Raw genomic sequence first — 26,027 nt, 5'->3', positions numbered from 1 at the left:
GACTAGGGAGCGAACATGTCTGATTTTCCAACCAAGGCCCGTGTGGTCATCATCGGCGGCGGCGTCGTCGGCTGCTCGTCGCTTTATCATCTGGCCAAGAAAGGCTGGACCGATTGTGTGCTGCTGGAGAAGAACGAGCTGACTGCCGGTTCGACCTGGCATGCGGCCGGCAACGTGCCGACTTTTTCGACCTCCTGGGCGATCATGAACATGCAGCGCTACTCGACCGAGCTGTATTCAGGCTTGGCTGAAGAGGTCGACTACCCGATGAACTACCATGTTTCGGGATCGATCCGTCTGGCACACACAAAAGAGCGGATGCAGGAATTCGAACGCGCTATGTCCATGGGCCGCTACCAGGGCATCCCGATGGAAATGTGGACCCCGGAAGAAACCAAGGAACACTATCCGTTCCTGGAAACCCATGACCTGGCAGGGGTTCTTTATGACCCGACCGATGGTGATATCGACCCGGCGCAGCTGACGCAGGCTCTGGCAAAGGGTGCGCGCGACATGGGCGCAAAGATCCTGCGCTTCACCCCGGCGACCGGTGTGACCCAGCACGAAGACGGCACCTGGACCGTGCAGACAGAAAAGGGCGACATCGACTGCGACTATGTGGTGAACGCCGCCGGTTACTATGCGCAGCGCGTGGGCGAGATGTTCAAGCCCTACGGTGGCCGGACCGTGCCTGCCATGGTGATGGAGCACCAGTACCTGCTGACCGAACAGATCCCCGAGGTCGAAGCCTGGTCCAAGGAGCACGGCGGCAAGCTGCCCCTGATCCGCGACGTGGACGTGTCCTACTACCTGCGTCAGGAAAAGCACGGCTACAACCTCGGCCCCTACGAGCCGAACTGCAAAGGCCACTGGCTGACCGAAGACGATCCGATGCCCGAGGACTTCTCGTTCCAGCTGTGGCAGGAAGACCTGGACCGGATCGAGGATATTGTCACCGATGCGATGGAGCGGGTGCCGCTGATGGCGACCTCCGGTGTTTCCAGCGTGATCAATGGCCCGATCCCCTATGCGCCCGATGGCCTGCCGATGATCGGCCCGATGCCGGGTGTGAAAAACGCATTTGAGGCCCACAGCTTCACCTTCGGCATTGCCCAGGGCGGCGGCGCCGGCAAGGTGCTGGCCGAATGGATCGTCGATGGCCATACTGAGTGGGATATGTGGGCTGTCGATCCGCGCCGTTACACCGACTACACCGACCAGGACTACTGCAACCAGAAAGGCATGGAAGTTTACGGCAACGAATATGCCATGCACTTCCCGCACCACGAGTGGCCGGCCGCGCGCGACAAGAAGGTCAGCCAGGTCCACGCCAAGATCAAGGAACTGGGCGGCGTGATGGGCGCCTATAACGGTTGGGAACGCGCCAACTGGTTCGCCAAGGACGGCGACGACACCTCAGAGGAGGCCACCCACACCTGGGGCCGCTCCGGCCCGTGGCAGCAGCGCATCCAGGAAGAATGCGAAGCGGTCCGCGACGGCGTCGGCGTGCTGGACCTGCCGGGTTTCTCCCGCTTCAATCTCGAAGGCGAAGGCGCCGCGGAATTCCTGCGCGGCCTGGTAACCGGCGGCCTGCCGAAAGTGGGCCGGATGAACCTAGTCTACTTCTCGGACGACCGCGGCCGTATCCTGACCGAGATGTCCTGTGTCCGTCACGGCGAAGACCACTTCACCATGATCACCGCAGGCTCGGCCCAATGGCACGACTTCGAGATCCTGAAGAAGGCGCTGCCCGCAGGCCTCTCCCTGACCGACCGCACCACCGAATTCGCGACCATGATCGTCACCGGTCCGAAATCGCGTGAGCTGTTTGCAGGCATCTCCGACGCCGACCTGTCGCTTGGCTGGCTGACCCATCAGGAAGCCACCGTCGCGGGCAAACCCGCCTTCCTGGCGCGGGTGTCCTTTGCCGGCGAGCTGGGCTGGGAGGTGCATTGCGCCAATGAGCACCAGCCGGCAATCTATGATGCCTTGCTCGCAGGCGGTGCCAAGCCCTTTGGCATGTATGCGCTGAATTCCCTGCGTATCGAGAAGGGCTACCGCACCTGGAAGGGCGATCTCAGCACCGACTACTCGCTGCTCGAAGGCGGGCTGGAGCGTTTCGTCAAGCTGGATAAGCCGCAGGACTTCCCAGGCAAAGCTGCGATTCAGAACGAAAAGCAGCAAGGCGTGAAAAAGTCCTTTGTGACCCTGATCGTAGAGGCTGGCGACGCCGATGCGCCTTACATGTCCTGCATTTGGAAGGATGGAGAGATCGTGGGCGAAACCACCTCCGGTGATTGGGGCTACCGTGTGAACGCCTCCATCGCACTGGGCATGGTGCGTCCTGAGCTGGCCGTTCCGGGCACCGAGCTTGACGTGGAGATCTACGGTGAGAAGTGCCGCGCGGTGGTTCAGAAAGACGAACCGCTGTGGGATCCGGCCAACGAGCGCCTGCGCGCCTGATGTGCTAGGGTCGGCCCGTCACGCTTAATTCAGGAGGCTTCAGCGATGGCCCGGATGATGAAAGGCGTCTGTTTGACCCGGCATGGCGGGCCGGATGCGCTCGAATGGCGTGAAGATATTCCTGTTCCGGTCTCTGGACCGGGGCAGGTGCTGGTCAAGGTTCTGGCGGCCGGCGTCAACAACACTGACATTAACACCCGAATCGGCTGGTATTCGTCAGATGTGACAGGGGCCACGGATGCAGTGGGTGATGACGCAGAGGTCGAGTCCGGCGGCTGGGGCGGCGCCCTGATTTTTCCCCGTATCCAGGGCGGCGACCTGTGCGGCCTGGTGGTTCAGACCGGCCCGGATGTTGGCGCCATCCGCGTCGGACAGCGGGTCACAAGCCAGATCAATATTCCCCGGCTGCAGCCGGACAACCCGGTGGCCTTCGTTGCTCTGGGGTCTGAACTTGATGGCGCTTTCGCGCAATACTGCCTCATGCAGGCGGCAGAGCTGTTCGATGTCAGCGCCTCTCCCTTGTCCGATACCGAGATCGCGGCGATGCCCTGTGCCTATGGAACCGCCTGGAACCTGCTGCACCGTGCCGGTGTCTCCGGTGGCCAGCGGGTTCTGGTGACCGGCGCTTCCGGTGGAGTCGGGCTGGCTGCGGTGCAGCTGGCGGCCCATCTCGGTGCGCAAGTGACCGGCCAGACATCACCCGCCAAGGCGGAGGCGGTGACCGCGATGGGCGCGGGCAGGATCATCGGACGCGAGGAATCCCCTGAACCAGGCAGTTTCGATGCCGTCATCGACGTGGTCGGCGGCCCGGCATGGGCTGCCCTGATACAGGCGCTGCGGCCCGGCGGGCATTATGCGGTCTCCGGCGCCATTGCCGGCCCGATCGTTACCGCGGATCTGCGCGAGATTTACCTGCGCGACATCACCATCCACGGTTGCACCTTCTCCCCCCGTACGGTCTTTGCTGAACTGGTGGAGCTGATCAATTCCGGCGCAATCCGTCCCTTGGTCTCGGCAACCTATCCCCTGCAGGACATCGCTCGGGCGCAAGCCGATTTCATGAGCAAGGCGTTTCCGGGCAAACTGGTCCTTATTCCACCGCAGGAGGTCCCATGACAGATATCATCCTTCTTGACGGCTCGATCGGGCAGGAGGTGGTCAAAAGGTCGGGCGACCGGGCGACGCCGCTGTGGTCAACCTCCGTGATGATCGAAAAGCCGGATGTGGTCGGCGGTATTCACGCGGACTACTTTGCTGCCGGGGCCACAATCGCCACCATGAACACCTATGCCGTGCTGCGCGACCGTTTGGCCCGTGCCGGGATCGAGGAGCATTTTGAAGAACTGCTGGCCAAGGCCGCTGCACAGGCAACCGCTGCACGGGACGCCCACGGATCGGGCCGCGTTGCCGCTGCGCTGGGTCCGCTGAATGCCTCTTACCGCCCGGATATCTGCCCGCCGCACCAGGAGGCCGCACCGGTCTACGCAGAGCTTGTTCAGCTGCTGGAGCCGCAGGCTGATCTGTTCCTGATCGAAACTGTGTCCTCTGTCGAACAGGCCAAGGGCGCCTTGCTCGGCTGCGCCGGGACAGTCAAACCGGTGTGGCTGTCAGTCTCGGTTTCCGATGAAGACGGAACGCTGCTGCGTTCCGGCGAGCCGCTGGCAGACCTCGCGCCGCTGGTTGAGGAATTCCAGCCGGAGGCGGTTCTGCTCAATTGCTCGCGTCCGGAGGTTATCGGTGCCGGCCTGGAAATCGTGAAGAGTTTCGGCAAACCATACGGGGCCTATGCCAACGGCTTTACCCGGATTTCAGAGGGCTTCCTGAAAGATGCGCCGACCGTGGACGCGCTGGAGCAGCGCCAGGATCTGGGGCCCAGAGCCTACGCGGAATTCGCTATGGGCTGGGTTGCCCAAGGCGCTGCTATCGTCGGGGGCTGCTGTGAAGTCGGCCCGGACCATATTGCCGAACTGGCCCGCTGCTTGCGCGCGGCCGGGCATCGGATCATCTGACCAGGGGAGGGGATCAGCATGGCGGCACCGGAAAAACTCAAAGCGGCAGACCCGGCCCGGGTCTGGCACATCGACATCATCGTCACCGAAGGTTTTGTGCTGATCGAAATGTCCGCAATCCTTGAGGTGCTGCGGATCGCCAACCGTGTGCTGGCCCAGCCGCCATTCAAATGGACCGTCCGCTCTCTGCAGGGCGGCCGGGTGGGCTGCCGGGCGGGCCTCAGCGTGGATACTGAACCCTTCGCGGCCAAGCCGGATGCGGATTTCGCCTTCTTTCTTGGCAACTCGGACCCGGACCATCCGGGTCTCAGCCTGGGCCGGGTAATCTCCAGCTACACTTGCCGCGATATCAAGGTCTACCTGTTAGCCGAGGCCGCGGCGCGCTATATCCGCGACCAGGGTGGGGCGGCCGGGCGGCTGACGACCCATTGGGAAAACTCTGCCTTGCTGCGAGAGCGGATGGGGCTGAACGACTCCAGTCACGCGCTGGCCAGCGAGGACGGGATGGTGGTGACCTGTGCAGGCATGGGTTCCACTGTCGACATCATTCTGGCGCTTGTCGGGCGGCTCACTTCCGCTGCGGCGCAGATGACCGTTGCGAACATCATGCTGCATGAGCAGGTGCGCGATTTCTCCTCGCTGCAGCCCTTTGCCGGGGCCAAGCCGACCATCACCGGTGACAGTGACCTGGACCATTGCATCCGCATCATGCAGGACAACATCGAGGAACCGGTGCCGATCAGCGACATCGTCGATGAACTGGGCATTTCCACCCGTTCGCTGGAACGCAAGTTCAAGACCTTCCTAGGAACTACTCCCAATGGGTTTTACCGGGAAATGCGGCTCTCCAAGGCCAATAATCTCCTACTCAATACCACGATGAGCGTCCGCGAGATCGGTCTTGCCTGCGGCTTTCCCAACGGATTCTCCAGCCTCTACAAAAGCTTCTTCGGCATCACCCCTTTTGCCCTGCGCAAACGCCGCCGGCTGGGTGAGGATGGTTCAGAAAAAATCCTCAAGGCCGGAGAATAGCCCCGGCAGCCTGACGTTTTTGATGCATTTTGCGCCGCCTGTTCGTGATAATCAGGCGCAAACCCTCATTCAGGAGCGATGATATGAGCGATCTTCCCAACAAGGCCCGCGTGGTGATTATTGGCGGCGGCGTAATCGGCTGTTCGGTAGCCTACCACCTGACCAAGCTCGGCTGGAAGGATGTGGTTCTGCTGGAGCGCAAACAGCTGACCTCCGGTACCACCTGGCACGCCGCGGGCCTGATCGGCCAGCTGCGCGCGTCCTCCAACATGACTAAGCTCGCGCGTTATTCAGCAGAGCTTTACCTGGGGCTTGAGGAAGAAACCGGTGTCGCCACTGGCTTGCGCCAGGTCGGCTCAGTGTCCGCAGCGCTGACAAATGAGCGGCTTGAAGAACTCTATCGCAACGCCGCAATGGCCCGCGCCTTTGGCGTGCCGGTGGAGGAGTTGTCGCCCAAGGAGGTCAAGGAGCGCTACGAGCACATCAATCTGGACGGCGTGACCGGCGGTGTCTGGCTGCCGACCGACGGACAGGCGGATCCGGCCAACATCGCGCTGGCCCTGGCCAAGGGCGCCCGCCAGCGCGGTGCGTTGGTCAAAGAGCGCATCAAGGTCACCGGCATCTCCAAAAACGGCCGCCGCGTCACCGGTGTTGACTGGGCCAGCGATGATGGCCAGTCCCAGGGCCACATCGAGGCGGATATGGTGGTGAACTGTGCCGGCATGTGGGGGCACGAGGTCGGCCGCATGGCAGGCGTCAACGTTCCTCTGCACGCCTGCGAGCACTTCTACATTGTGACCGAAGGCATCGAAGGCCTGGCCCAGATGCCGGTGCTGCGGGTGCCGGATGAATGCGCCTACTACAAGGAAGACGCAGGTAAAATCCTGCTGGGTGCCTTTGAACCCAACGCCAAGCCCTGGGCAATGAACGGTATCCCCGACAGCTTCGAATTTGACCAGCTGCCCGAGGACTTCGACCACTTTGAGCCGATCCTGGAGGCCGCCTGCAACCGTATGCCGATGCTGGCGGAGGCGGGTATCCACACCTTCTTCAATGGCCCTGAGTCCTTTACCCCGGACGACGCCTACCATCTCGGTCTGGCGCCAGAGATGGATAACTTTTGGGTCGCCGCCGGCTTCAATTCGATCGGCATCCAGTCTGCAGGCGGCGCCGGCATGGCGCTGGCGCAGTGGATGGAGGACGGCCAGAAACCGTTTGACCTTGGTGATGTGGACATCTCCCGCATGCACCCGTTCCAGGGCAACAAGCATTACCTGTTCGAGCGCTCCAAAGAGACTCTGGGTCTTCTCTACGCCGACCACTTCCCCTACCGCCAAAAGGCCACTGCCCGCGGCGTGCGCCGTACCCCGTTCCACCACCACCTCAAGGAACAGGGCGCCGTGTTCGGCGAAATCGGCGGCTGGGAGCGCGCCAACTGGTTTGCCAATGAAGGCCAGGAGCGTGAGTACCAGTACAGCTGGAAGCGCCAGAACTGGTTTGAGAACTCGGCAGCTGAACACAAGGCCGTCCGCGAAAACGTCGGCATGTACGACATGTCCTCCTTCGGCAAGATCCGCGTCGAAGGCCCGGATGCGGAAAAGTTCCTGAACTACATCTGCGGCGCCAATGTCTCGGCACCCGCAGGCAAGATCGTCTACACCCAGTTCCTGAACTCCCGTGGCGGCATCGAGGCCGACGTGACGGTCACCCGTTTGAGCGAGACCGCCTATCTTGTGGTGACCCCGGCGGTAACCCGTTTGGCCGACCAGACCTGGATGATGCGCCATGTGGGCGACCACCGCGTGGTGATCACCGATGTGACCGCGGGCGAGGGCGTGCTGGCCGTGATGGGCCCGAACTCCCGCGAGCTGCTGCAGAAGGTCTCGCCGAACGACTTTTCAAACGAGGTGAACCCCTTCGGCACCGCGCAGGAGATCGAGCTGGGCATGGGCCTCGCCCGCGTCCATCGCGTGACCTATGTTGGCGAACTGGGCTGGGAAATCTATGTCGGCGCCGACATGGCCGGCCACGCATTCGAAACCCTGTGGGAAGCAGGCCAGGACATGGGCCTCAAACTCTGCGGTATGCACATGATGGACAGCTGCCGGATCGAGAAGGGGTTCCGCCACTTCGGCCACGACATCACTTGCGAGGACAATGTGATCGACGCGGGCCTCGGCTTTGCGGTTGCCACCAACAAGGACGACTTCATCGGCAAGGCCGCGGTGCTGGAGCGCAAGGAGAGCGGCCCCAAGAACCGCATGGTTCAGTTCAAGCTGACCGATCCCGAGCCGCTCTTGTTCCACAACGAGCCGATCATCCGCGACGGCAAATATGTGGGCTATCTCAGTTCCGGCAACTACGGCCACACTCTGGGTGCCGCCATCGGCATGGGCTACGTGCCTTGCGAGGACGAAAGCGCGGCGGATGTGCTGGGTTCGACCTACGAGATCGACGTCTGCGGCGTGAAGGTGCAGGCCGAGGCTTCGCTGAAGCCGATGTACGATCCGAAATCGGAGCGGGTGAAGGCCTAAGCACCTCTCCAGTGCATTTACCTGCCCGTATCACGTCCCGGCCCTGTGCCGGGGCGTCTTTTATATCTGTCGCCGCCCGGACAGACCCGGGTTCTGCTGCAACGTTTACCCCGGTTTCGCGGCCCAGCCGCGCAGCCCCTCTTGACCCCGCCTGAAATCCCTTGGAGAAATCCATAAAAAGCCTTGTGCGGCAGGGGTAAACAGGTAGGTTGCTTGTCCCGGCATGTGACACGGGCGCCTGACGAAGAGGATTTGGGACATGAAGATCAGCATCGAACGCGGCACGCTTCTTAAGGCCGTGGCCCAAGCGCAGTCTGTGGTCGAGCGCCGCAACACTATTCCGATCCTGGCGAATGTGCTGATCGAAGCCGAAGGCGACAGCGTCCAGTTCCGCGCCACAGACCTGGATATCGAGGTGGTCGACAAGGCCCCCGCCCAGGTCGAACGCGCCGGTGCTACTACCGTGGCCGCCACCACCCTGCACGAGATTGTCCGCAAGCTGCCCGACGGCGCGCTGGTCACTCTGACCGCCGATGCCGCAACCGGCCGTCTGGCGGTCGAGGCCGGACGCTCCAACTTCTCGCTGGCGACCCTCCCGCGCGAGGATTTCCCGGTCATGGCCTCATCGGAGTATCACTCCAACTTTGCCGCCAAGGCTGCGGTGTTGCGCCGCCTGTTCGACAAGTCGAAATTCGCGATCTCCACTGAGGAGACCCGCTATTACCTGAACGGTGTCTACCTGCACGTCTCCGCCGGTGCCGAAGGCGGCAAGGCGCTGCGCGCCGTGGCCACCGACGGCCACCGCTTGGCCCGTATCGATGCCGAGCTGCCGCTGGGCGCCGAGGACATGCCCGGCGTGATCGTGCCACGCAAGACCGTGGGCGAGCTGCGCAAGCTGCTGGATGATGACGACATGGACATCGCGGTCTCGGTCTCGGAAACCAAGGTGCGCTTTGCCACTCCGAACATCACCCTCACTTCCAAGGTGATCGACGGCACCTTCCCCGACTACACCCGCGTGATCCCGGCCGGCAACACCCGCCGCCTGGAAGTGGATGCAGCCGAGTTCGCACAGGCCGTTGACCGGGTTGCCACCGTTTCCTCCGAGCGGTCCCGCGCGGTGAAGCTGCAGCTGGAAGAGGACCGCTTGATCCTGTCGGTGAACGCGCCGGACAGCGGTGCCGCCGAGGAAGAGCTGGCCGTCGCTTACAATGACGAGCGGCTGGAAATCGGCTTTAACGCAAAGTACCTGCTGGAAATCGCCAATCAGGTGGACCGCGAGAACGCCGTGTTCATGTTTAACTCCTCCGGTGATCCGACTCTGATGCGAGAAGGAAACGACGAAAGCGCTGTCTACGTCGTGATGCCGATGCGGGTTTGATCGCCTGACGGCGATGCCTCCTCGCTCGGCGGCAAAGCCGCCTGCCGGGCAGCGGGATGGAGATTTTTTTAGCAAGAGGAAGAGGGCGCCTGCGTGCTGGCTCTGACCGCATTGACCCTTTCGCATTTCCGCTCGCATTTGCGGGCGGAATTGCGTTTGGACGGGCGTCCCGTGGCTATCCACGGCAACAACGGTGCGGGCAAGACCAATATCCTGGAAGCGGTGTCGCTGTTCTCCCCCGGCCGCGGGCTGCGCCGGGCCAGCGCCGCCGAAATGGCCCGCCAGCCGGAGGCGCTTGGCTGGAAGCTGAGAGGCGAGCTGCAGGCGCTGTCGCAGGCTTATGAGGTGGAAACCTGGTCCGAAGGCGGCAACGCCCGGCAGGTGAAGATTGACAACAAGTCCTCCAGCCAATTGGCGTTGGGGCAGGTGGCGCGTGTTGTCTGGCTAATCCCGGCGATGGACCGGCTGTGGATTGAGGCGGCCGAGGGGCGGCGGCGGTTTCTGGACCGGATCGCGCTGAGCTTTGAGCCCGGTCATGCCGAGGCTTCGCTGGCTTATGAAAAGGCCATGCGCGAGCGCAACCGGCTGCTGAAGGAGCAAATCCGCGATGCGGCCTGGTACAAGGTGCTGGAAGACCGGATGGCAGCCGCCGGGCACCGGATTAATGCCGCGCGGGTGCAGGCGGTGGAGCTTCTGCAGCAGGCACAAGCAGAGGCGGAAACCGCCTTTCCCGCTGCGGAACTGGAATTGATTCAGTCGGAGGGCAGCATGCCGTCCACAGAAGCCGATTTCAAAGAGGCGCTGGAGGAAAGCCGGTTCCGCGATCTGGCCGTTGGCCGAACCTTGGTGGGGCCGCACCGAACTGATCTCATTGGAACATACCGGGCCAAAGGCATCCAGGCCAAGGATTGCTCCACCGGCGAACAGAAGGCGCTGCTAGTATCCCTGATTCTGGCCAATGCGCGGGCTTTGGCTGAGCGCGAGGGCGCGCCTCCGATCTTGCTGCTGGATGAGGTCGCAGCGCATCTGGACGCTCCCCGCCGCGCCGCACTTTATGACGAAATCTGTGCGCTGAGTGCCCAAGCCTGGATGACAGGTACCGGCCCGGAGCAGTTTTCGGAGCTGGGAGACCGGGCGCAGGTTCTGGAAGTGACTGAAAACGAAGGTGTGTCGGAGGTGGCGCAGAAATGACAGTTACGCCTTGGGACCTTGCGCTTTATGCCGGTGCCTTGCTGATCCTGTTCCTGACCCCCGGCCCGGTCTGGCTGGCGCTGATGGCGCGCTCTGTTTCCGGCGGGTTCACGGCGGCTTGGCCGCTGGCGCTTGGCGTTGCCTGCGGGGACATCTTCTGGCCTCTGATTGCGGTTGCGGGAATGTCCTGGGTGGTCTCGGAAATCGAGGGCATCATGGCCGTGCTGCGTTGGGTGGCCTGCGCGATGTTCCTGGGTATGGGGTACCTGCTGATCCGCCATGCCGGCGACGCGGTGGAGGAAAACCGCGCCCTGACCCGTCCCGGTATTTGGGCCGGTTTCATGGCCGGTATCGCGGTGATCCTCGGCAACCCCAAGGCGATCCTGTTCTACATGGGCGTGCTGCCCGGGTTCTTTGACCTGTCGGGCATCTCCGGGAGCGACATCGCTGCAATTGTGACCCTGTCCTTCCTGGTTCCGCTTTTGGGCAACCTAGCGCTGGCGGGGATGGTGCACCGCGTGCGCCGGGCGGTGACCTCCACTCGGATCCGGCGGCGGATCAACCTGGTGTCCGGCGGGCTGCTGATCTGCGTCGGGCTGGTTATCCCCTTCACCTAAGGGGCGGGCTGCAGCCAGGCTTGCAGGTATGGCGCCAGCGCCCGGGCAGGCGGCGTTTCATCATCGTGTTCCATGCAAAACCACACGCCCAGAACGTGGTTCAAGAAGGCCTGAATGCCTTCTGCCAGCAGTTCCGGCTGCTGATCCTGGCGAATTTGGCCTGCCGTCTGCAGAACCTGCAGCCAGCGCGTCAGCAGCGTGACCTGCCGGATGAAACCGGCGGTGACCACCTCATCCGGTTCTGCCGCCGTGGTGCCGGAGTAGCGCAAAAGCAGGTCAAAGATCACTCGGTCCTGGCCGACGTAGTCCAGGTGCGGCGCCAGTCGGGCGGTCAGTTCATCCGCATCCTGAGGAGGGTCCCCTGCCTCCATCCCGTCCAGCAGACGCATGACCTCATCCCCGATCAGCACGGCCAGCAGCCCGTCCTTGTCCTTGAAATGCGAAAACAGGGTGCCTTTGGCCACACCGGCGCGGGCGACCACATCCTCCACCCGCAATCCGCTGTAGCCCTGTTCCTGCACGATGGCCTTTGCCACCTCCAGCAGTTTCGCCCGGGTTTCCAGCCGCCGTTTCTGCGGTGCACGTGTCATTTTCAGCCTCACGAGTAATTTTGACCGTGGTCATTTTTTAGTTGACCGTGGTCATTTTTGATTCAATAAAGTGACCGCGGTCAACTTAGCTAATGGAGAGTGAAATGTCTGCCCGGAAAATCATAATTCTGAACGGCCATCCGGCTGCCAATACCTTTACTGGGGCGCTTTGCGGCAGTTATGCGTCTGCCGCTGACAGCGCCGGTCACGAAGTGCGCATGCACAAACTGTCCCAACTGGAGTTTGATGCGGACTTCGGGCAGGCCGGGTTCTCCGGGGCAAAGAAGCCGGAACCCCAAATTGAAGCAGTGCTTTCGGATTTCGAATGGGCGGACCATGTGGTCATTGCATTTCCCCTGTGGTGGGGTGGCCTGCCGGCCAAGCTGAAGGGGCTTTTCGACCGGATCCTGCTGCCAGGCCGCACCTTTGATCCCCGCATTGTCACCGACGGCCTGCCCAAGCCGCTTCTGTCAGGAAAGTCAGGGCGGGTCCTGATTGCGTCAGACACGCCGCCCGATTTGATGGCGAAGTACTACGACAATGCCGCGCATGTTCAGATGGAACGCCAGATCCTGAATTTTGTCGGAATTGACCCGGTTGAGACCTGCCATTTCGGCGCTTTGCAGGGGTCAAGCAGCGAGGAGCGCGAAGCCTGGCTCCGCTTGGCTGCTGAACTTGGAGCGCTGGGTGCATAATCGTCTAATAGGCCCATGAAAAAAGGGGGCTTGCGCGTGACAATCCCGGTCAGGTTTCGTATAAAATCCCGAAGCAAAGACAGGAAGATGTGAATGTCCGGAAACGAGCAGGCCCCCGCAGAATACGGCGCGGATTCCATCAAGGTTCTCAAAGGGTTGGAGGCGGTTCGAAAACGCCCTGGCATGTACATTGGGGACACGGATGACGGCTCGGGCCTTCACCACATGGTGTATGAGGTCGTGGACAACGGCATCGACGAAGCGCTGGCAGGCCACGCCGACCATGTGACGGTTAAAATCCACGCCGATTCCAGCGTCTCCGTCAGCGACAACGGCCGCGGCATCCCGGTCGATATCCACGCTGAGGAAGGCGTTTCAGCTGCCGAGGTCATCATGACCCAGCTGCACGCCGGCGGTAAGTTCGACAGCAACTCCTACAAGGTCTCGGGCGGCCTGCACGGGGTGGGCGTGTCGGTTGTGAACGCACTGTCAGACTGGCTGGAATTGCGCATTTGGCGCAATGGCAAGGAACACCTTGCCCGGTTTGAACGCGGCGACACGGTCAAGCACCTGGAAGTGGTGGGCGATTGTGGTGACCAGACCGGCACCGAAGTCCGCTTCATGGCGTCGACCGATACATTCTCGAACCTGGAGTATTCTTTCGAGACGCTGGAAAAGCGCCTGCGTGAGCTTGCCTTCCTGAATTCCGGCGTGCGGATCATTCTGGAAGATGAGCGACCGGCAGAGAAACTCTCGGCAGAGCTGTTCTACGAGGGCGGCGTCAAGGAGTTCGTCAAATACCTCGACCGGCACAAGACCCCGGTGATGGACGCTCCAGTCTACATCGTGGGGGAGAAGGACGACATCGGCGTCGAGATCGCCATGTGGTGGAATGACAGCTACCACGAGACGGTGCTTCCCTTCACCAACAATATTCCGCAGCGCGACGGCGGTACTCATGTCGCGGGCTTCCGCGGTGCGCTGACCCGGACCATCAACAACTATGCGCAGACGTCGGGGATCGCCAAGAAGGAGAAGGTCTCTTTCACCGGCGACGACGCCCGCGAGGGCCTGACCTGCGTGCTGTCGGTCAAGGTGCCGGACCCGAAATTCTCCAGCCAGACCAAAGACAAGCTGGTGTCCTCCGAGGTGCGCCCGGTGGTGGAAAGCCTGATGGGCGAAAAACTGGCCGAATGGTTCGAGGAAAATCCGAACGAAGCCAAGCAGATCGTCGGCAAGATCGTCGAAGCCGCGCTGGCCCGCGAGGCCGCTCGCAAGGCGCGCGAGCTGACCCGCCGCAAAACCGCGATGGACGTGAACTATTTGGCGGGCAAGCTCAAGGATTGCTCCGAGAAAGACCCCTCCAAGACCGAAGTCTTCCTGGTCGAGGGTGACTCGGCCGGCGGCTCTGCCCAAACGGGGCGGGACCGGATGACCCAGGCGATCCTGCCCCTGCGCGGCAAGATCCTGAACGTGGAGCGCGCGCGCTTTGACCGGATGCTGTCGAGCCAGGAGATCGGCAATCTGGTGATGGCGCTTGGTACTGGCATCGGCCGCGATGAATTCAACATCGAGAAACTGCGCTACCACAAGATTGTCATCATGACCGACGCCGACGTCGACGGCGCCCACATCCGGACCCTGCTGCTGACCTTCTTCTACCGGCAGATGCCGGAGCTGATCGAGGGTGGCTACCTCTATATCGCGCAGCCGCCTCTCTATAAAGTCGCGCGCGGCAAGTCCGAGGTCTACCTCAAGGATCAGGCCGCGCTGGACGATTACCTGATAAATCAGGGCGTCGACGGCGCGGTGCTGAAACTGGGCGACGGGTCCGAAATGGCCGGCGCCGACCTCACTCGCGTGGTGGACGAGGCGCGCCAGCTCAAGCGCGTTTTGGATGCCTTCCCGACCCATTACCCGCGCCATATCCTGGAGCAGGCTGCAGTGGCCGGAGCCTTTGTGCCAGGTGCTGTTGACTCCGACCTGCAAGGCGTTGCCGACAAGGTTGCTGCACGATTGGACGCCATTGCGCTGGAGTATGAACGCGGCTGGCAAGGCCGGATCACCCAGGACCACGGCATCCGCCTGGCCCGTATCCTGCGCGGCGTGGAGGAAGTGCGTACCCTGGACGGCCCGATGCTGCGTTCGGGCGAGGCCCGCAAGACCGGCAGCTTCACCCAAAGCCTGCAGGAGGTCTACGGCACCACCGCCCAGCTGGTGCGCCGCGACCGAAGCCAGATCATTCACGGCCCGCTGGGTCTCTTGAAGGCGATCCTGGAAGAAGGCGAGAAGGGCCTCACCCTGCAGCGCTACAAGGGCTTGGGCGAAATGAACCCGGACCAGCTGTGGGAAACCACCCTGGACCCGGATGCGCGGACGCTGCTTCAGGTTCGCATCGACGATATGGTTGAGGCGGATGATCTGTTCACCAAACTGATGGGCGACGTAGTGGAACCGCGCCGGGAGTTTATTCAGAAGAACGCCCTCAGCGTGGAGAATCTGGATTTCTGAGATTTTTGTAGGATCGCCCAAAAGCGTGTTTTTGACCCATACTTTTGCGCAAATTGCTCATAGTTTTGGTTCTCGCACACGCTAGGGGAGAAGTAGAAGCCGAAGGCTGCTAAAATCTCCTGCTTGAGTTGATAGCTGGGTTTCTTGATCTACTGGCTTTTCGTGACTTCTGTTCAGGCTGTTGTACTCGCCATGAGCGGGGCGAACTGTGGTTTGTCGGTGTGGGTTAAAGGTTCCAGGCGCAATGCAGGCCCTATAGGGCGCTCAGGACGCCCTATGCGGCTCAGATGGAGCTTCCCGCCCCTCCACGACTGTTTGGCGCCTTCTCAGAGCGCCTGACGGTTGTCGGTTGCCAAGCAAACCTTGGCAAGCCCACCAGGGGATCAGAGTAGCACACGAGCGTTCGGGGCCCGTCTACCTAACGGTTGCTGACGGGACAAACCAGCCTTTCGCTCACGCCGCTACTGCTGATGCAGAAAGCCTTCGCCCCTGCGGTCGGGTGTCTGCGGCGACGCAGCGGATTTCCCAGTTGCGGTCTTTCATCGGTGTGAATTTCGGCCAAATCCAAACCGCCCTTTCGCCGCGACCGGGCTCGACCGTCAAAGAGCGGGAAGAAGTGTGAAATAGCTGCTCGTGCGCCTATGGCCGGTTTAGGCGCTTCGCGATTGCTGCGAACAGTATCTCTGGCGGCCAAGCTTTTTCCAACGACCGCTTCCATGAGCGTCCTCATTCAGGCCAACCCCAAAAGACCGGGCAGAATATCGCGACACGACCATGCGACAGTTGCGGACAGCGCTCCGGTGAGCATCGCAGGCACACTCATTTTCTAGTTGCCCCAAATCAGGTGGCAGCAAAATGGTCCAACCGGCGCTCCTAAGTAAGCTCCAACGCTGCTTTGACTGCAAACCATTTGCACAGGGCTGGCTGTTCGATCTGCGGCCGTTATAAGCCGTTACAGGCGGAGGACATGAACCGAACAATGAGCGTGGCGGACGACCAGCGCGGCGGTCGAGCCCAAAAAGAACTCCTTCATCCCCGGTTTGTGCGAGGCAAGGACGATACAGTCGATTTTGTGTTTGTTGGCATATTCCGTTATCGCGCGGCCCGCTGACTGGCTTTCCAGAATGACGGAGTTCACATCCGCTTCACCCTGCAACCGGTCAGCCAGGCTTGCCTGGGCTTTCTGGTAGGATTTTTCGACAACATTTTGCTCCATGTAATACATGATCTGCTTGTTCGGCGGCTCGTGAATATGGGCTGCGGTGATCTTTCCACCCTCGGACAGGAGGGCACGTGCTGTGGAGAGTGCCTGTTCGCTGATGCCATGTTCCAGGGACAGCGCTACGAGTATGTTGCTATACATGGTGTTCCTCTTGTGTTCAGTTTCTGGGGCTGAAGGTTCGCGGCTGCCTGTCCGGCATCCGCCGCCGGCAGGGGAACGCCCCCGGTCCGGGGGCGCAGGAATAGGTGGCCCCCTTATTTGCTGAGCAGGAGGTCGGGCAGGAAGAGCGCCAGTTCCGGGACAAAGGTCGTCAGCATCAGCGTCGGCAGCCAGGCGAAGATGATAAAGATCAGCGTCGGCCACAGCATGCGCGAGACCGGTTCGTCACAGACCTGGGCACCAAGATAGAGAAGCGGCGCCGTGGGTGGTGTGATGTTCGCCATGCCCAGGTTCACGCCGATCACGGCAGCAAAATGGATCGGGTCCATTCCGGTGCTCTGCGCGATGGGCAACAGGATCGGGGTCGCCAGAAGCAGGCCCGAGATATCATCCATCAGCATCCCGATCAGGATCATCACGATGTTGATCATCAGCAGGATCACAATCGGGTTGTCAGATACGGAATAAACAAGATCTTTGGCCAGTTGCGGTGCGCCCTGCGAGATCAGGTTGTCCGACACGATCAGAACCATGAAGATCATGACCATCACCACGCCGATTGTGACGCCGGAATTCTGGATGGTCTGGGCCAGCGTTTTCCAGGTCAGGCCGCGGTAGAAGTAGATCGCAATCGGGATCGAATAGACCACGGCGATGCCAGCGGCTTCGGTCGGGGTCATGATACCGCCGTAGATCCCTCCCAGAATGATCAGCGGCATCATCAGCGCAGGTCCCGCCAGGCGCGCCTGGCGGCCAAAGGTGGGCAAAAAAGGCCTGGGGCGTTCTGTCAGGTTAATGCCATCGTATTTCCGCAGCATGAACTGGTTCACGACGATCAGCAGGGTGATCAGGATGAACGCGGGGATCACGGTGGACAGAAAGCATTTCAGCACGTGCTGCTGTGCCACCCAGCCATACAGTATGTGCGACGAGCTTGGCGGGATCAGGAGGCCCAGAGGGCTTGCCGCCACGATCAGAGCAGCCGACTGCCCGCCGGGATAGTTGGCCTTTTTCAAGTGCGGCATCATGATGCCGCCGATGCAGGTCAGGGTGGCGTTGGCGCTGCCGGAAATCGAGCCAAAGACCCCGCAGGCCAGGACGCCCGCGGCGCTTAGCCCGCCCTTGATATGGCCAATGAACATTTCGGCGAGTGAAACCAGAGGCGCCGCGATCCGCCCTTTTTCCATGATGCCGCCCGCAATCATGAAAAGCGGGATGGCCAGCAGAACCAGTGACCGGATTCCCGTGGACCCCGTCGGCAAGTACCCTGTGATCGACTGATCACCGACCATGGCAATGAAAATCAGGACGGCCCCGAAGGCCACAAAAACGCTGACCCCAAGAAGCAGCATGGCGCAGACGATAAGAAGACTACCGGTGATGATCATTTTGCAGCCTCCTTGGCAGCAGCTGATTTGAGCGGGAGACCGAGACCCTGACGGATATGCACGTACAGATACGCGGTGGTGAACATCGCCATGAAGCCAAAGGCGATCATGATTCCGATCCGCCAGGTAACAAAGGGGATGCGCAGCACAGGGGTTGCGCGCAGCCGCGGGAACGAGAAGTCGTCAAGCAGCGAGACATAGCACGCGTACATGAGAAACAGGATCACCAGCAGCTCGACCGTCAGCACGATGAACCCGCGCCACCAGATCATCCGCGGGTTTTGGATGACGATGCCCAGAATATCCGCGTTGATATGCAGATTGCGCGCAGAGGCCAGAACAGCGCCTGCAAAGAAGCCCACGATGCTAATGCCCAACAGCCATTCTTCGTAGGCGAAAAGATCGCCGCCAAAGCCGTATCTGATGACAACAACCGCGCCAAAGGTGAATGCCATCAGGAACCCTGACACCATTACAATCTGTCTCATGACAAATGCGATCGCCTTCATCGGGTAGCCAATGATGACCGGCAATTCGTCGGTTATTTTGTTCCGAATGCCGTGAACTTCGTTCCCGGCGGCTGGTGGTTGTTCGCTTACCGAAACGGACATCTTTCTCCCTCCCATTGTTTCGCTCAAGAACAAAAAAGGGCCAGCTGGTCTGCCGGCCCTTTTCCTGATCAGTTGTTCTTGGCTGCCAGCAGGCGGTCGATGATGTCCTGACCAACGCTTTTTGCCATCTGCGGCCAGACCGTTTCCTGAACATGCGCGGCCATCGCAGCCTGTTCTTCATCGTTCAGGCGAAGGATGGTGTAGCCCTTATCAAGCAGCTTCTGACCGAAAACCTCGTCGTTTTCTCGGTTGTAGCTGAAGAAATCATTCGACGCTTTGGTCAGAGCTGCCTGCAACGCGTCACGCTGTGCGTCATTCAGCTTGTCCAGCGTCCGCTGCGATGCATAGAACGTTGTCAGTTCGGAGATCGAGTTGTACTCGACGAAGTGGGTGCCGACATCCGACTTGGCGAAGATGGAGTAGGTCGCGGTTTTGGTGCAGCAGATCGCACCATCGACGATACCGGCTTGAAGCGCGGGGAAGATGTCCCCCCATGCCATGGTTGTTGCCTGGTAGCCCAGTTCTTCAACCATCGACTTCACAACGCTGGACGACCAGACACGAATGTTCATGCCTTTGTCTTCAAAGCTGCTCCAGTTCTGAGGCTCTTGCGAAGCAACGATGCCGATGAACCCTTCAGGGTTTTGAGCCATCACCCGGACGCCGTATTCGTCGGTGATCTCCTGCAGGATGGTGTTGAACTCGGAATCCATGTTGAGCAGCGTATTTTCCATGTCATCCCATCCTCCCAGCAGGAACGGCATGGACAGGAACTCAAGGCGCGGATCGGTGTCGGCGTAGATAAAAGCGGAAGCCAGATCGATGTTGCCGCGGGCGACATCTTCGAACAAGGCTTCACCAGAACCGAGCTGGTTTGCAGGGAACACGTCGATCTTCAGGCCAACATTGGCTGCTGCAACATCTGCGGCAACCTGTTCCATCATTTTTGTGCCCTGGTGGTCGATCGGGAACACGCCTGCAAAACGCAGGGTCATGTCTTCGGCGAAAGCCGCGGTCGACATCAGAGTGCTCAGCGCGCCAGCGGCCAGACCTTTGGTAATCTTGTTGAAACTCATCGGGTAGTTCTCCTCCTGTTTGACGAATAACGCCCGCACAGCGGTATGCTGTTGCGGGCGCGGATTTGCTTAAGTCAGCAAATTTCTGGGATCCTCGAAGCCGTATCCGAGGTCATCGGCCACAGCCTTGCAGGTCACCTCGCCGCAGGCCACGTTCAGGCCATTCAGCAGGTGATGGTTGTCGGCCAGCGCTTGCTGCCAGCCCTTGTTCGCAATGGCGATGGCATGCGGCAGGGTCACGTTGTTCAGCGCATAGGTCGAAGTCCGGGCCACCGCGCCGGGCATATTGGCGACGCAGTAATGCACAACATCATCAACGACATAGGTCGGGTCTGCGTGTGTCGTTGTCTTGGAGGTCGCAAAGCAGCCGCCCTGGTCAATGGCAACATCCACGACCACTGCACCGGGTTTCATTTTCGCAATCAGATCACGCGAAACAAGCTTGGGTGCGGCGGCGCCGGGGATCAGAACCGCCCCGATCACGAGGTCGGCATTGGAAACCTCTTCCTCCAGCGCGGCCTGGGTTGAGTAAACCACCTTGGCGGATGCCTCAAAATGGTTTTCGAGCTTTTCCAGAACGGCCGGGTTACGGTCCAGAATGGTGACGTCAGCGTGCAGGCCAACGGCCATCTGCGCCGCGTTGAAACCGACAACACCGCCGCCGATGACAACAACCTTGCCGGGCTTCACCCCAGGCACACCGCCCAGGAGAACCCCGCGCCCGCCCTGGGCCTTTTCCAGGGCACCGGCACCGGCCTGGATCGACATCCGGCCTGCAACCTGGCTCATCGGCTTCAGGAGCGGCAGACCGCCATTGTCGTCCGTTACTGTTTCATAGGCGATGCAGACCGCGCCAGAGTTCACCAGATCTTTGGTCTGCTCCGGATCTGGAGCCAGGTGCAGATAGGTATAGAGGATCTGCCCCTCGCGCAGCATCGCACGCTCCGCTGCTTGCGGCTCCTTCACCTTTACGATCATTTCGGCGTGGGCAAACACCTCGGCTGCGTTTGTTGCGATCTCCGCACCAGCAGCACGATACGCATCGTCATCCGCGCCAATGCCCAGGCCCGCACCGGTTTCGACCAGCACCGCATGACCGTTCGTGATCAGCTCAGCCACGCTCTCGGGCGTCAGCCCGACGCGGTATTCGTGGTTTTTGATTTCCTTGGGTACACCGATGTACATTGTCTTCACTCCAGGAAAGAGAGGCTCACTTGGCCGTTGGCATGACGAATTCAGCACCTTCCGAGATGCTTTCAGGCCAGCGCTGCATGATGGATTTCTGCTTGGTGTAGAAACGGACGCCCTCTTCGCCATAGGCGTGCATGTCGCCGAACAGGCTCTTTTTCCAGCCGCCGAAGCCATGCCACGCCATCGGCACCGGGATCGGAACGTTGACGCCGACCATGCCGACCTGAACCTGTTTGCCGAACTCACGCGCAACGTTGCCGTCCCGGGTGAACAGCGACACGCCGTTGCCGAACTCGTGGTCGTTGATCAGCTGCAGGCCTTCGGCAAAGTTCGGCACGCGGACACAGGCCAGAACCGGGCCAAAGATCTCTTCGCGGTAGATCTTCATTTCCGGGGTAACGTTGTCGAACAGGGTGCCGCCCAGGAAGTAGCCGCCTTCGTGCCCTTCGACGGTGTAGCCGCGGCCATCGACCAGCAGGTCAGCTCCTTCTTCGACGCCGCTATCGATATAGCCCTTGATCCGGTCGCGCGCGGCGGCGGTGACGATCGGGCCCATTTCTGCGTCCAGTTCGAGACCGTTCTTGATCTTCAGGGTCTCGGCGCGTTCTTTCAGCACCGGCATCAGCTTATCCGCGGCATCGCCAACCAGCAGAGCAACCGAGATGGCCATGCAGCGCTCTCCGGCCGAGCCATAGGCTGCACCGATCAACGCGTCGGCGGCCTTGTTCATGTCGGCATCAGGCATCACCAGCATGTGGTTCTTGGCCCCGCCCAGGGCCTGGACGCGCTTGCCGTGGCGGGCGCCGACTTCGTAGATGTAGTTGGCAATCGGGGTCGAGCCGACAAAGGACACAGCCTTGACATCGTCATTTTCAAGCAGCGCATCCACGGCCACCTTGTCGCCCTGAACGACGTTGAACACGCCATCGGGGAAGCCTGCCTGTTTCATCAGGTCGGCATAGAGCAGCGAAGCCGAAGGATCGGTCGGCGACGGTTTCAGAATGAAGGTATTGCCTGCGGCGATGGCGATCGGGAACATCCACATCGGCACCATGACCGGGAAATTGAAGGGCGTGATCCCGGCCACGACGCCCAGGGCCTGGCGTGTGGTCCAGTTGTCCATGCCGGTGGACACCTGCTCCGTGTAATCACCCTTAAGGAGCTGCGGGATGCCGCAGGCAAACTCGATGATATCAATGCCGCGCTCGACCTCGCCCTGAGCATCGGTGAAGACCTTGCCGTGCTCGACAGTGATGGCGCGGGCCAGGTCGTCCTTGTGCTGACGCACCAGCGCCAGGAAATTGTTCATCAGCCGGGCCCGGCGGATCGGCGGCGTGTTCGACCACGCAGGAAAGGCCGCCTTGGCCGCGGCGACCGCAGCGTTCACGGTTTCGACGGTTGCCAGGGACACATCGCCGGTGTGTTCGCCGGTTGCAGGGTTGTAGACAGCCTGGGTGTTTTCGCCGTCGGGAGCTGTGTTTTGGCCACAGATATAGTGGCCGATCGAAGCGATCGGGGCAGCATCTTTCATGATTGCAGTCCTTTGGATTTAGAGGGGAAAGGTCACGGAAGCTCAGCCAGAACTTTGCCAAGTGTCTGAACAAGCGTGTTGATTTCAGGTTCCGAGATGATCAGCGGCGGAGAAAGTGCGATGATGTCGCCGGTTACCCGGATCATAATCCCAGCGTCCCAGGCGCGTTTCATCGCCTCATAGGCCCGCTCGCCCGGCGCGCCTTCGCGCGGCGCCAGTTCGATGGCGCCGACCAGCCCCAGGTTCCGGATGTCGATGACATTGGGCAGATCCCTCAGGCTGTGGAGCTGATCCTCCCACGGTTGCGACAGCAGAGCGGCGCGGCGGAACAGGTCGTTCTGTTCGTAGCTTTCCAGCGCCGCCAGTGCGGCTGCGCAGGACACCGGGTTGGCCGAGTAGGTGTAGCCGTGGAACAATTCGATCGGCGCGTCTGCATTTTCCATGGCGGAATTGTAGATCGCGTCGGACACGATGACCGCGCCCATCGGGATGACGCCGTTTGTTAGCCCTTTGGCGGTGGTGATGATGTCCGGAGTAACGCCGAAGTATTCCGACGCGGTCGATGCACCCAGCCGGCCGAAGGCGGTGATGACCTCGTCAAAGATAAGCAGGATGCCATGCCGGTCACAGATCTCGCGCAGCCGTTGCAGATACCCCTTGGGCGGCAGCAGCACTCCGGTGGACCCTGCCATCGGCTCGACGATGACGGCCGCGATGGTCGAGGCATCATGCAGCGCAACGATGCGCTCCAGATCATCGGCCAGTTCGGCGCCATGCGCGGGGCAGCCGCGGGTGAATGCGTTCTTTTCCAGATCATGAGTATGACGAAGGTGATCGGTACCGGCCAGGAGAGTGCCGAAATGCATGCGGTTTTTCACGATGCCCCCGACCGAGATGCCGCCGAAGCCGGTGCCATGGTAACCGCGTTCGCGCCCGATCAGACGTGTGCGGGCGCTGTCGCCGCGCATCCGGTGGTAATGCAGCGCAATCTTGAGCGCGGTGTCGACCGACTCGGACCCCGAGTTGGTAAAGAACGCATGGCTCATCCCCTCGGGCATCATCGCCGTCAGCTTACCCGCCAGCTCGAACGCCTGTGGGTGGGCAAACTGGAAATTCGGAGCGTAGTCCAGCTCGTGAACCTGCTTCTGCACTGCCTCTACAATCAGCGGATCACGATGGCCTGCATTAACGCACCACAACCCCGCGGTGCCGTCCATAATCCGGCGGCCGTCCGAGCTGGTGTAATACATCCCTTCGGCAGACTGGACCATGCGGGGCTCGCGAAGGAAATCACGATTGGCCGAAAACGGCATCCAGAAAGACGACATGGTATTTGACTGAACGGGCATGTCCATTCCTCGCAAGGCAGATTATTATTTGATGAGAGATACTTGCAAAGTTTCAGCTTTTCGCACACCCGGCTTTGTAGGAATGTGTAAGTCATTGAAAAACTGATCGGGCCAGCCTAAGGTGCTTTCGATCAGAAGCAGGAAATCACAATGGGCGACTCTTCGGCACCCGATCTGGAAACCGCAAGGCGCCTGCGATTGATTCGAACCTCAAAAGGTCTCAGCCAACGCGAGATGGCCAAGCGCGCGGGGGTGGGAAGCGGTACGATTTCCCAGATCGAGAGCGGATCAACCCAGCCTTCAGTGGCTCTGCTCAAGAAAATTCTCGCAGGTGTTGATGTTAACCTGGGCTTTTTCTTCAGCTTCGAACTGAAGAACGAGGACAACTTTTTCTTTCCTCACAGCGGCATGCGGGACCTGGGGTCGCCGGGCGTATCCTACCTGCTGGTCGCAGGTGAGCGGCGGAATCGAAAGCTGCAGATGCTGATTGAAGAGTACGGTGTCGGTGCAGACTCAGGCCGTGGAGCCCTGTCGCATGAGGGCGAAGAATGTGCGGTCGTAATTGAGGGGCGTCTGGAAGTAACGGTAGATGGACAATCCCGAATTCTTGGCCCAGGAGACGCTTATTACTTTTCCAGCATCCTGCCACACCGGTTCCGCAACGCCGGGGACAAGGTGTGCAAAGTCATCAGCGCGTGTACGCCTTCATCGTTCTAGGCCGGGGCGAGTGTCCGGGGCAACGATGTTCCAAGATGATTTTTTCAGGTGGTTCCGGCCCCTGTATCCAAACCTTTGGTTTCAGACAGTTCATAGAATTGTGCCGAATGTTAACTATGTCACGTAGCCTGGGCCCCGGTTCTCTGAGGATGCTGCGTGGCACAGGAACAGCTGTCTGTGAGCTACTCCCCGATCGTTGGACAGGATCTGGCGTAGTTTAAGCTACTCTCTGCCGCTGCTGACCAGGTTGGGTTTCGTCTTTTCTCAGCCAATAGACCATGGCAGGAGGCTTGCCGCCAAGGGCGGAATGTGGGCGTTTTCGATTATAGAACTCGATCCATCTGCCGACGCCTGCCTTCGCCTCTGATCCAGTCTCCCAAGCGTGCAGGTAGACGCACTCGTATTTCAGACTCCGCCAGAGCCGCTCGACGAAGATGTTATCGAGGAACCGGCCTTTGCCATCCATCGAGATGCGCACATCGGATCGCCGCAGCCTGTCCGTCCAGACGAAGGACGTGAACTGGCTGCCCTGATCTGTATTCATGATCTCGGGCGGGCCGAACTTGTGGATGGCCTCGTTCAGCGCCTCGACACAGAAGTCCGCTTCCAGCGTGTTCGAGATGCGCCAGGCCAGCACCTTGCGGGTGTGCCAGTCAATGATCGCCACCAGATACAGGAACCCCTTGCGCATTGGCAGATAAGTGATGTCTGCCGCCCAGACCTGGTTCGGGCGCCCCACCCGCAGACCACGCAGCAGATAGGGGTAGGTCTTGTGTCCCTTCGCTGCCTTGCTGGTGTTGGGCTTCTGGTAGATCGGCATGAGCCCCATCACCCTCATCAGCCGCCTGATCCGCTTTTCGTTCACCAAATGCCCCTCATTGCGCAGATGCCAAGTCATCTGCCGCACACCGAAGAACGGCGTTTCCAGGAACTGTTCGTCGATCCGACGCNCATGAGCCCCATCACCCTCATCAGCCGCCTGATCCGCTTTTCGTTCACCAAATGCCCCTCATTGCGCAGATGCCAAGTCATCTGCCGCACACCGAAGAACGGCGTTTCCAGGAACTGTTCGTCGATCCGACGCATCAGCATCAGGTTCAGAGCCGTCTCGCCTTTGGGTTGATAATAGAACGACGACCGCGAGATCGACAGCAGCTTGCACTGCTTGCCAATGGGCAGATTGGCATTGGCAGGCTCGATTATTTTCCGCCTCACTTGCCGATCCACGGTTTGAGCTTTCGTGACAAAAAATCGTTGGCAACGGCCAGCTCCCCAATCTTAGCGTGCAGCTCTTTGATCTGTTCTTCGTCAAACTCCGGGGTTTTCTTGCCGCCACGCTCGAACACGCCGGACGCGCCCTCCAGGAGCGCCCGCTTCCAGCTGTGGATCATCGTCGGATGAACGCCAAATTGGCTTGCCAGCTCTGCAACAGTCCGCTCGCCCTTCAAAGCCTCAAGCGCGACCTTGGCCTTGAACTCAGGCGAATGGTTCTTCCGTTTCGACATCTCTGAGGCATTGTTGCAGAAAGGCGTCTTGAGGCGTGACTTCCCCTTTCCCCTTCAGGTTCAGGCCACGCGGACGATCTCGGCGGTGCCGAGGGCATTGAAGCGGTTGATGAGTGCGACGCAGATGTGGATTTCAGCGGTTTGGCTATCTGGGTCTCTCGCGGCGATGCGCTCGCCGAAGGCCTTGAGGCAGCGCATCCTGGCTTCTGCGCGGCTGCGGGTGTGGTATCCCGTCCATCGTTTCCAGAACGCCCG

20 protein-coding genes and 3 pseudogenes are annotated in these 26,027 nt (G+C 60.6%); 11 read left to right on the top strand and 12 right to left on the bottom strand.

Going from position 1 to position 26,027, the window contains the following annotated elements; all coding sequences use genetic code 11:
* The first annotated feature begins 15 nt into the window (after positions 1-15).
* The 8 genes from A9D60_RS12845 to A9D60_RS12810 all read left to right on the top strand — a co-directional run bounded on the left by A9D60_RS12845 (position 16) and on the right by A9D60_RS12810 (position 11,227).
* Complete coding sequence (locus A9D60_RS12845; RefSeq protein WP_065267979.1) at positions 16-2,463, top strand: GcvT family protein; 2,448 nt, start codon at positions 16-18, stop codon at positions 2,461-2,463.
* A 45-nt stretch (positions 2,464-2,508) separates the two neighbouring features.
* Positions 2,509-3,579, top strand: coding sequence for an alcohol dehydrogenase family protein (locus A9D60_RS12840; protein WP_065267978.1), 1,071 nt, complete (start codon positions 2,509-2,511; stop codon positions 3,577-3,579).
* Complete coding sequence (locus tag A9D60_RS12835) at positions 3,576-4,472, top strand: homocysteine S-methyltransferase family protein (protein ID WP_065267977.1); 897 nt, start codon at positions 3,576-3,578, stop codon at positions 4,470-4,472. Before A9D60_RS12840 ends, A9D60_RS12835 begins: the two co-directional genes overlap by 4 nt.
* A gap of 18 nt (positions 4,473-4,490) precedes the next feature.
* Positions 4,491-5,504, top strand: a complete 1,014-nt coding sequence (locus A9D60_RS12830) for a GlxA family transcriptional regulator (RefSeq protein WP_141117920.1) — start codon at positions 4,491-4,493, stop codon at positions 5,502-5,504.
* An 83-nt stretch (positions 5,505-5,587) separates the two neighbouring features.
* On the top strand, positions 5,588-8,038 hold the full coding sequence (locus A9D60_RS12825) for a GcvT family protein (protein ID WP_065267975.1): 2,451 nt from the start codon (positions 5,588-5,590) through the stop codon (positions 8,036-8,038).
* 259 nt (positions 8,039-8,297) lie between these two features.
* Entirely contained in the window at positions 8,298-9,419 is a 1,122-nt protein-coding gene (gene dnaN / locus A9D60_RS12820; protein ID WP_065267974.1) for a DNA polymerase III subunit beta, read from the top strand.
* Between the two features lie 93 nt (positions 9,420-9,512).
* A complete protein-coding gene (gene recF / locus A9D60_RS12815; protein ID WP_065267973.1) occupies positions 9,513-10,610 on the top strand; it encodes a DNA replication/repair protein RecF in 1,098 nt (365 codons plus the stop codon).
* On the top strand, positions 10,607-11,227 hold the full coding sequence (locus tag A9D60_RS12810; protein ID WP_065267972.1) for a LysE family translocator: 621 nt from the start codon (positions 10,607-10,609) through the stop codon (positions 11,225-11,227). The genes recF and A9D60_RS12810 overlap by 4 nt, the downstream gene beginning before the upstream one ends.
* Here the strand turns inward: A9D60_RS12810 and A9D60_RS12805 are convergent.
* Positions 11,224-11,817: a TetR/AcrR family transcriptional regulator gene (locus A9D60_RS12805; RefSeq protein ID WP_065267971.1), complete on the bottom strand. Its 594-nt coding sequence runs from the start codon at positions 11,815-11,817 to the stop codon at positions 11,224-11,226. The two genes, A9D60_RS12810 and A9D60_RS12805, sit on opposite strands and share 4 nt — an antisense overlap.
* Positions 11,818-11,921: 104 nt before the next feature.
* On the opposite strand from A9D60_RS12805, the gene A9D60_RS12800 reads away from it, so the two are divergent.
* Together A9D60_RS12800 and gyrB are read left to right on the top strand one after the other, a co-directional pair.
* A complete protein-coding gene (locus A9D60_RS12800; RefSeq protein WP_065267970.1) occupies positions 11,922-12,512 on the top strand; it encodes an NAD(P)H-dependent oxidoreductase in 591 nt (196 codons plus the stop codon).
* A gap of 93 nt (positions 12,513-12,605) precedes the next feature.
* Complete coding sequence (gene gyrB / locus A9D60_RS12795; RefSeq protein ID WP_065267969.1) at positions 12,606-15,023, top strand: DNA topoisomerase (ATP-hydrolyzing) subunit B; 2,418 nt, start codon at positions 12,606-12,608, stop codon at positions 15,021-15,023.
* A 952-nt stretch (positions 15,024-15,975) separates the two neighbouring features.
* Here gyrB and A9D60_RS12790 read toward each other — a convergent pair.
* From A9D60_RS12790 to A9D60_RS12760, 7 genes are all read right to left on the bottom strand, one after another.
* A complete protein-coding gene (locus tag A9D60_RS12790; RefSeq protein ID WP_065267968.1) occupies positions 15,976-16,386 on the bottom strand; it encodes a universal stress protein in 411 nt (136 codons plus the stop codon).
* 113 nt (positions 16,387-16,499) lie between these two features.
* Complete coding sequence (locus A9D60_RS12785) at positions 16,500-17,792, bottom strand: TRAP transporter large permease (protein WP_019296089.1); 1,293 nt, start codon at positions 17,790-17,792, stop codon at positions 16,500-16,502.
* Positions 17,789-18,403, bottom strand: coding sequence for a TRAP transporter small permease (locus tag A9D60_RS12780; RefSeq protein WP_175392960.1), 615 nt, complete (start codon positions 18,401-18,403; stop codon positions 17,789-17,791). Before A9D60_RS12780 ends, A9D60_RS12785 begins: the two co-directional genes overlap by 4 nt.
* Before the next feature lie 68 nt (positions 18,404-18,471).
* Entirely contained in the window at positions 18,472-19,479 is a 1,008-nt protein-coding gene (dctP, locus tag A9D60_RS12775; protein ID WP_065267967.1) for a TRAP transporter substrate-binding protein DctP, read from the bottom strand.
* Positions 19,480-19,548: 69 nt separating this feature from the next.
* Positions 19,549-20,664, bottom strand: a complete 1,116-nt coding sequence (gene ald / locus A9D60_RS12770; RefSeq protein WP_065267966.1) for an alanine dehydrogenase — start codon at positions 20,662-20,664, stop codon at positions 19,549-19,551.
* 25 nt (positions 20,665-20,689) lie between these two features.
* Positions 20,690-22,201, bottom strand: a complete 1,512-nt coding sequence (locus A9D60_RS12765) for a CoA-acylating methylmalonate-semialdehyde dehydrogenase (RefSeq protein WP_065267965.1) — start codon at positions 22,199-22,201, stop codon at positions 20,690-20,692.
* 32 nt (positions 22,202-22,233) lie between these two features.
* Positions 22,234-23,556: an aspartate aminotransferase family protein gene (locus A9D60_RS12760; protein WP_065267964.1), complete on the bottom strand. Its 1,323-nt coding sequence runs from the start codon at positions 23,554-23,556 to the stop codon at positions 22,234-22,236.
* A 144-nt stretch (positions 23,557-23,700) separates the two neighbouring features.
* Between A9D60_RS12760 and A9D60_RS12755 the strand changes: the two genes are divergently transcribed.
* On the top strand, positions 23,701-24,267 hold the full coding sequence (locus tag A9D60_RS12755) for a cupin domain-containing protein (protein ID WP_052254122.1): 567 nt from the start codon (positions 23,701-23,703) through the stop codon (positions 24,265-24,267).
* A gap of 217 nt (positions 24,268-24,484) precedes the next feature.
* Here A9D60_RS12755 and A9D60_RS12750 read toward each other — a convergent pair.
* The 4 genes and pseudogenes from A9D60_RS12750 to A9D60_RS12740 form a co-directional block, all read right to left on the bottom strand.
* Positions 24,485-25,217: pseudogene (locus A9D60_RS12750) on the bottom strand (IS3 family transposase); the annotation flags it as partial.
* Between the two features lies 1 nt (position 25,218).
* Positions 25,219-25,446: pseudogene (locus tag A9D60_RS25520) on the bottom strand (IS3 family transposase); the annotation flags it as partial.
* Between the two features lie 32 nt (positions 25,447-25,478).
* Positions 25,479-25,772, bottom strand: coding sequence for an IS3 family transposase (locus tag A9D60_RS12745; protein ID WP_065267963.1), 294 nt, complete (start codon positions 25,770-25,772; stop codon positions 25,479-25,481).
* A gap of 60 nt (positions 25,773-25,832) precedes the next feature.
* Positions 25,833-26,027 (bottom strand): annotated as a pseudogene (locus A9D60_RS12740) (IS5/IS1182 family transposase); the annotation flags it as partial.

The organism is Leisingera sp. JC1 (assembly GCF_001679925.1).
Lineage (GTDB): Bacteria > Pseudomonadota > Alphaproteobacteria > Rhodobacterales > Rhodobacteraceae > Leisingera.
This window is presented reverse-complemented; position numbering and strand designations above follow the sequence as displayed.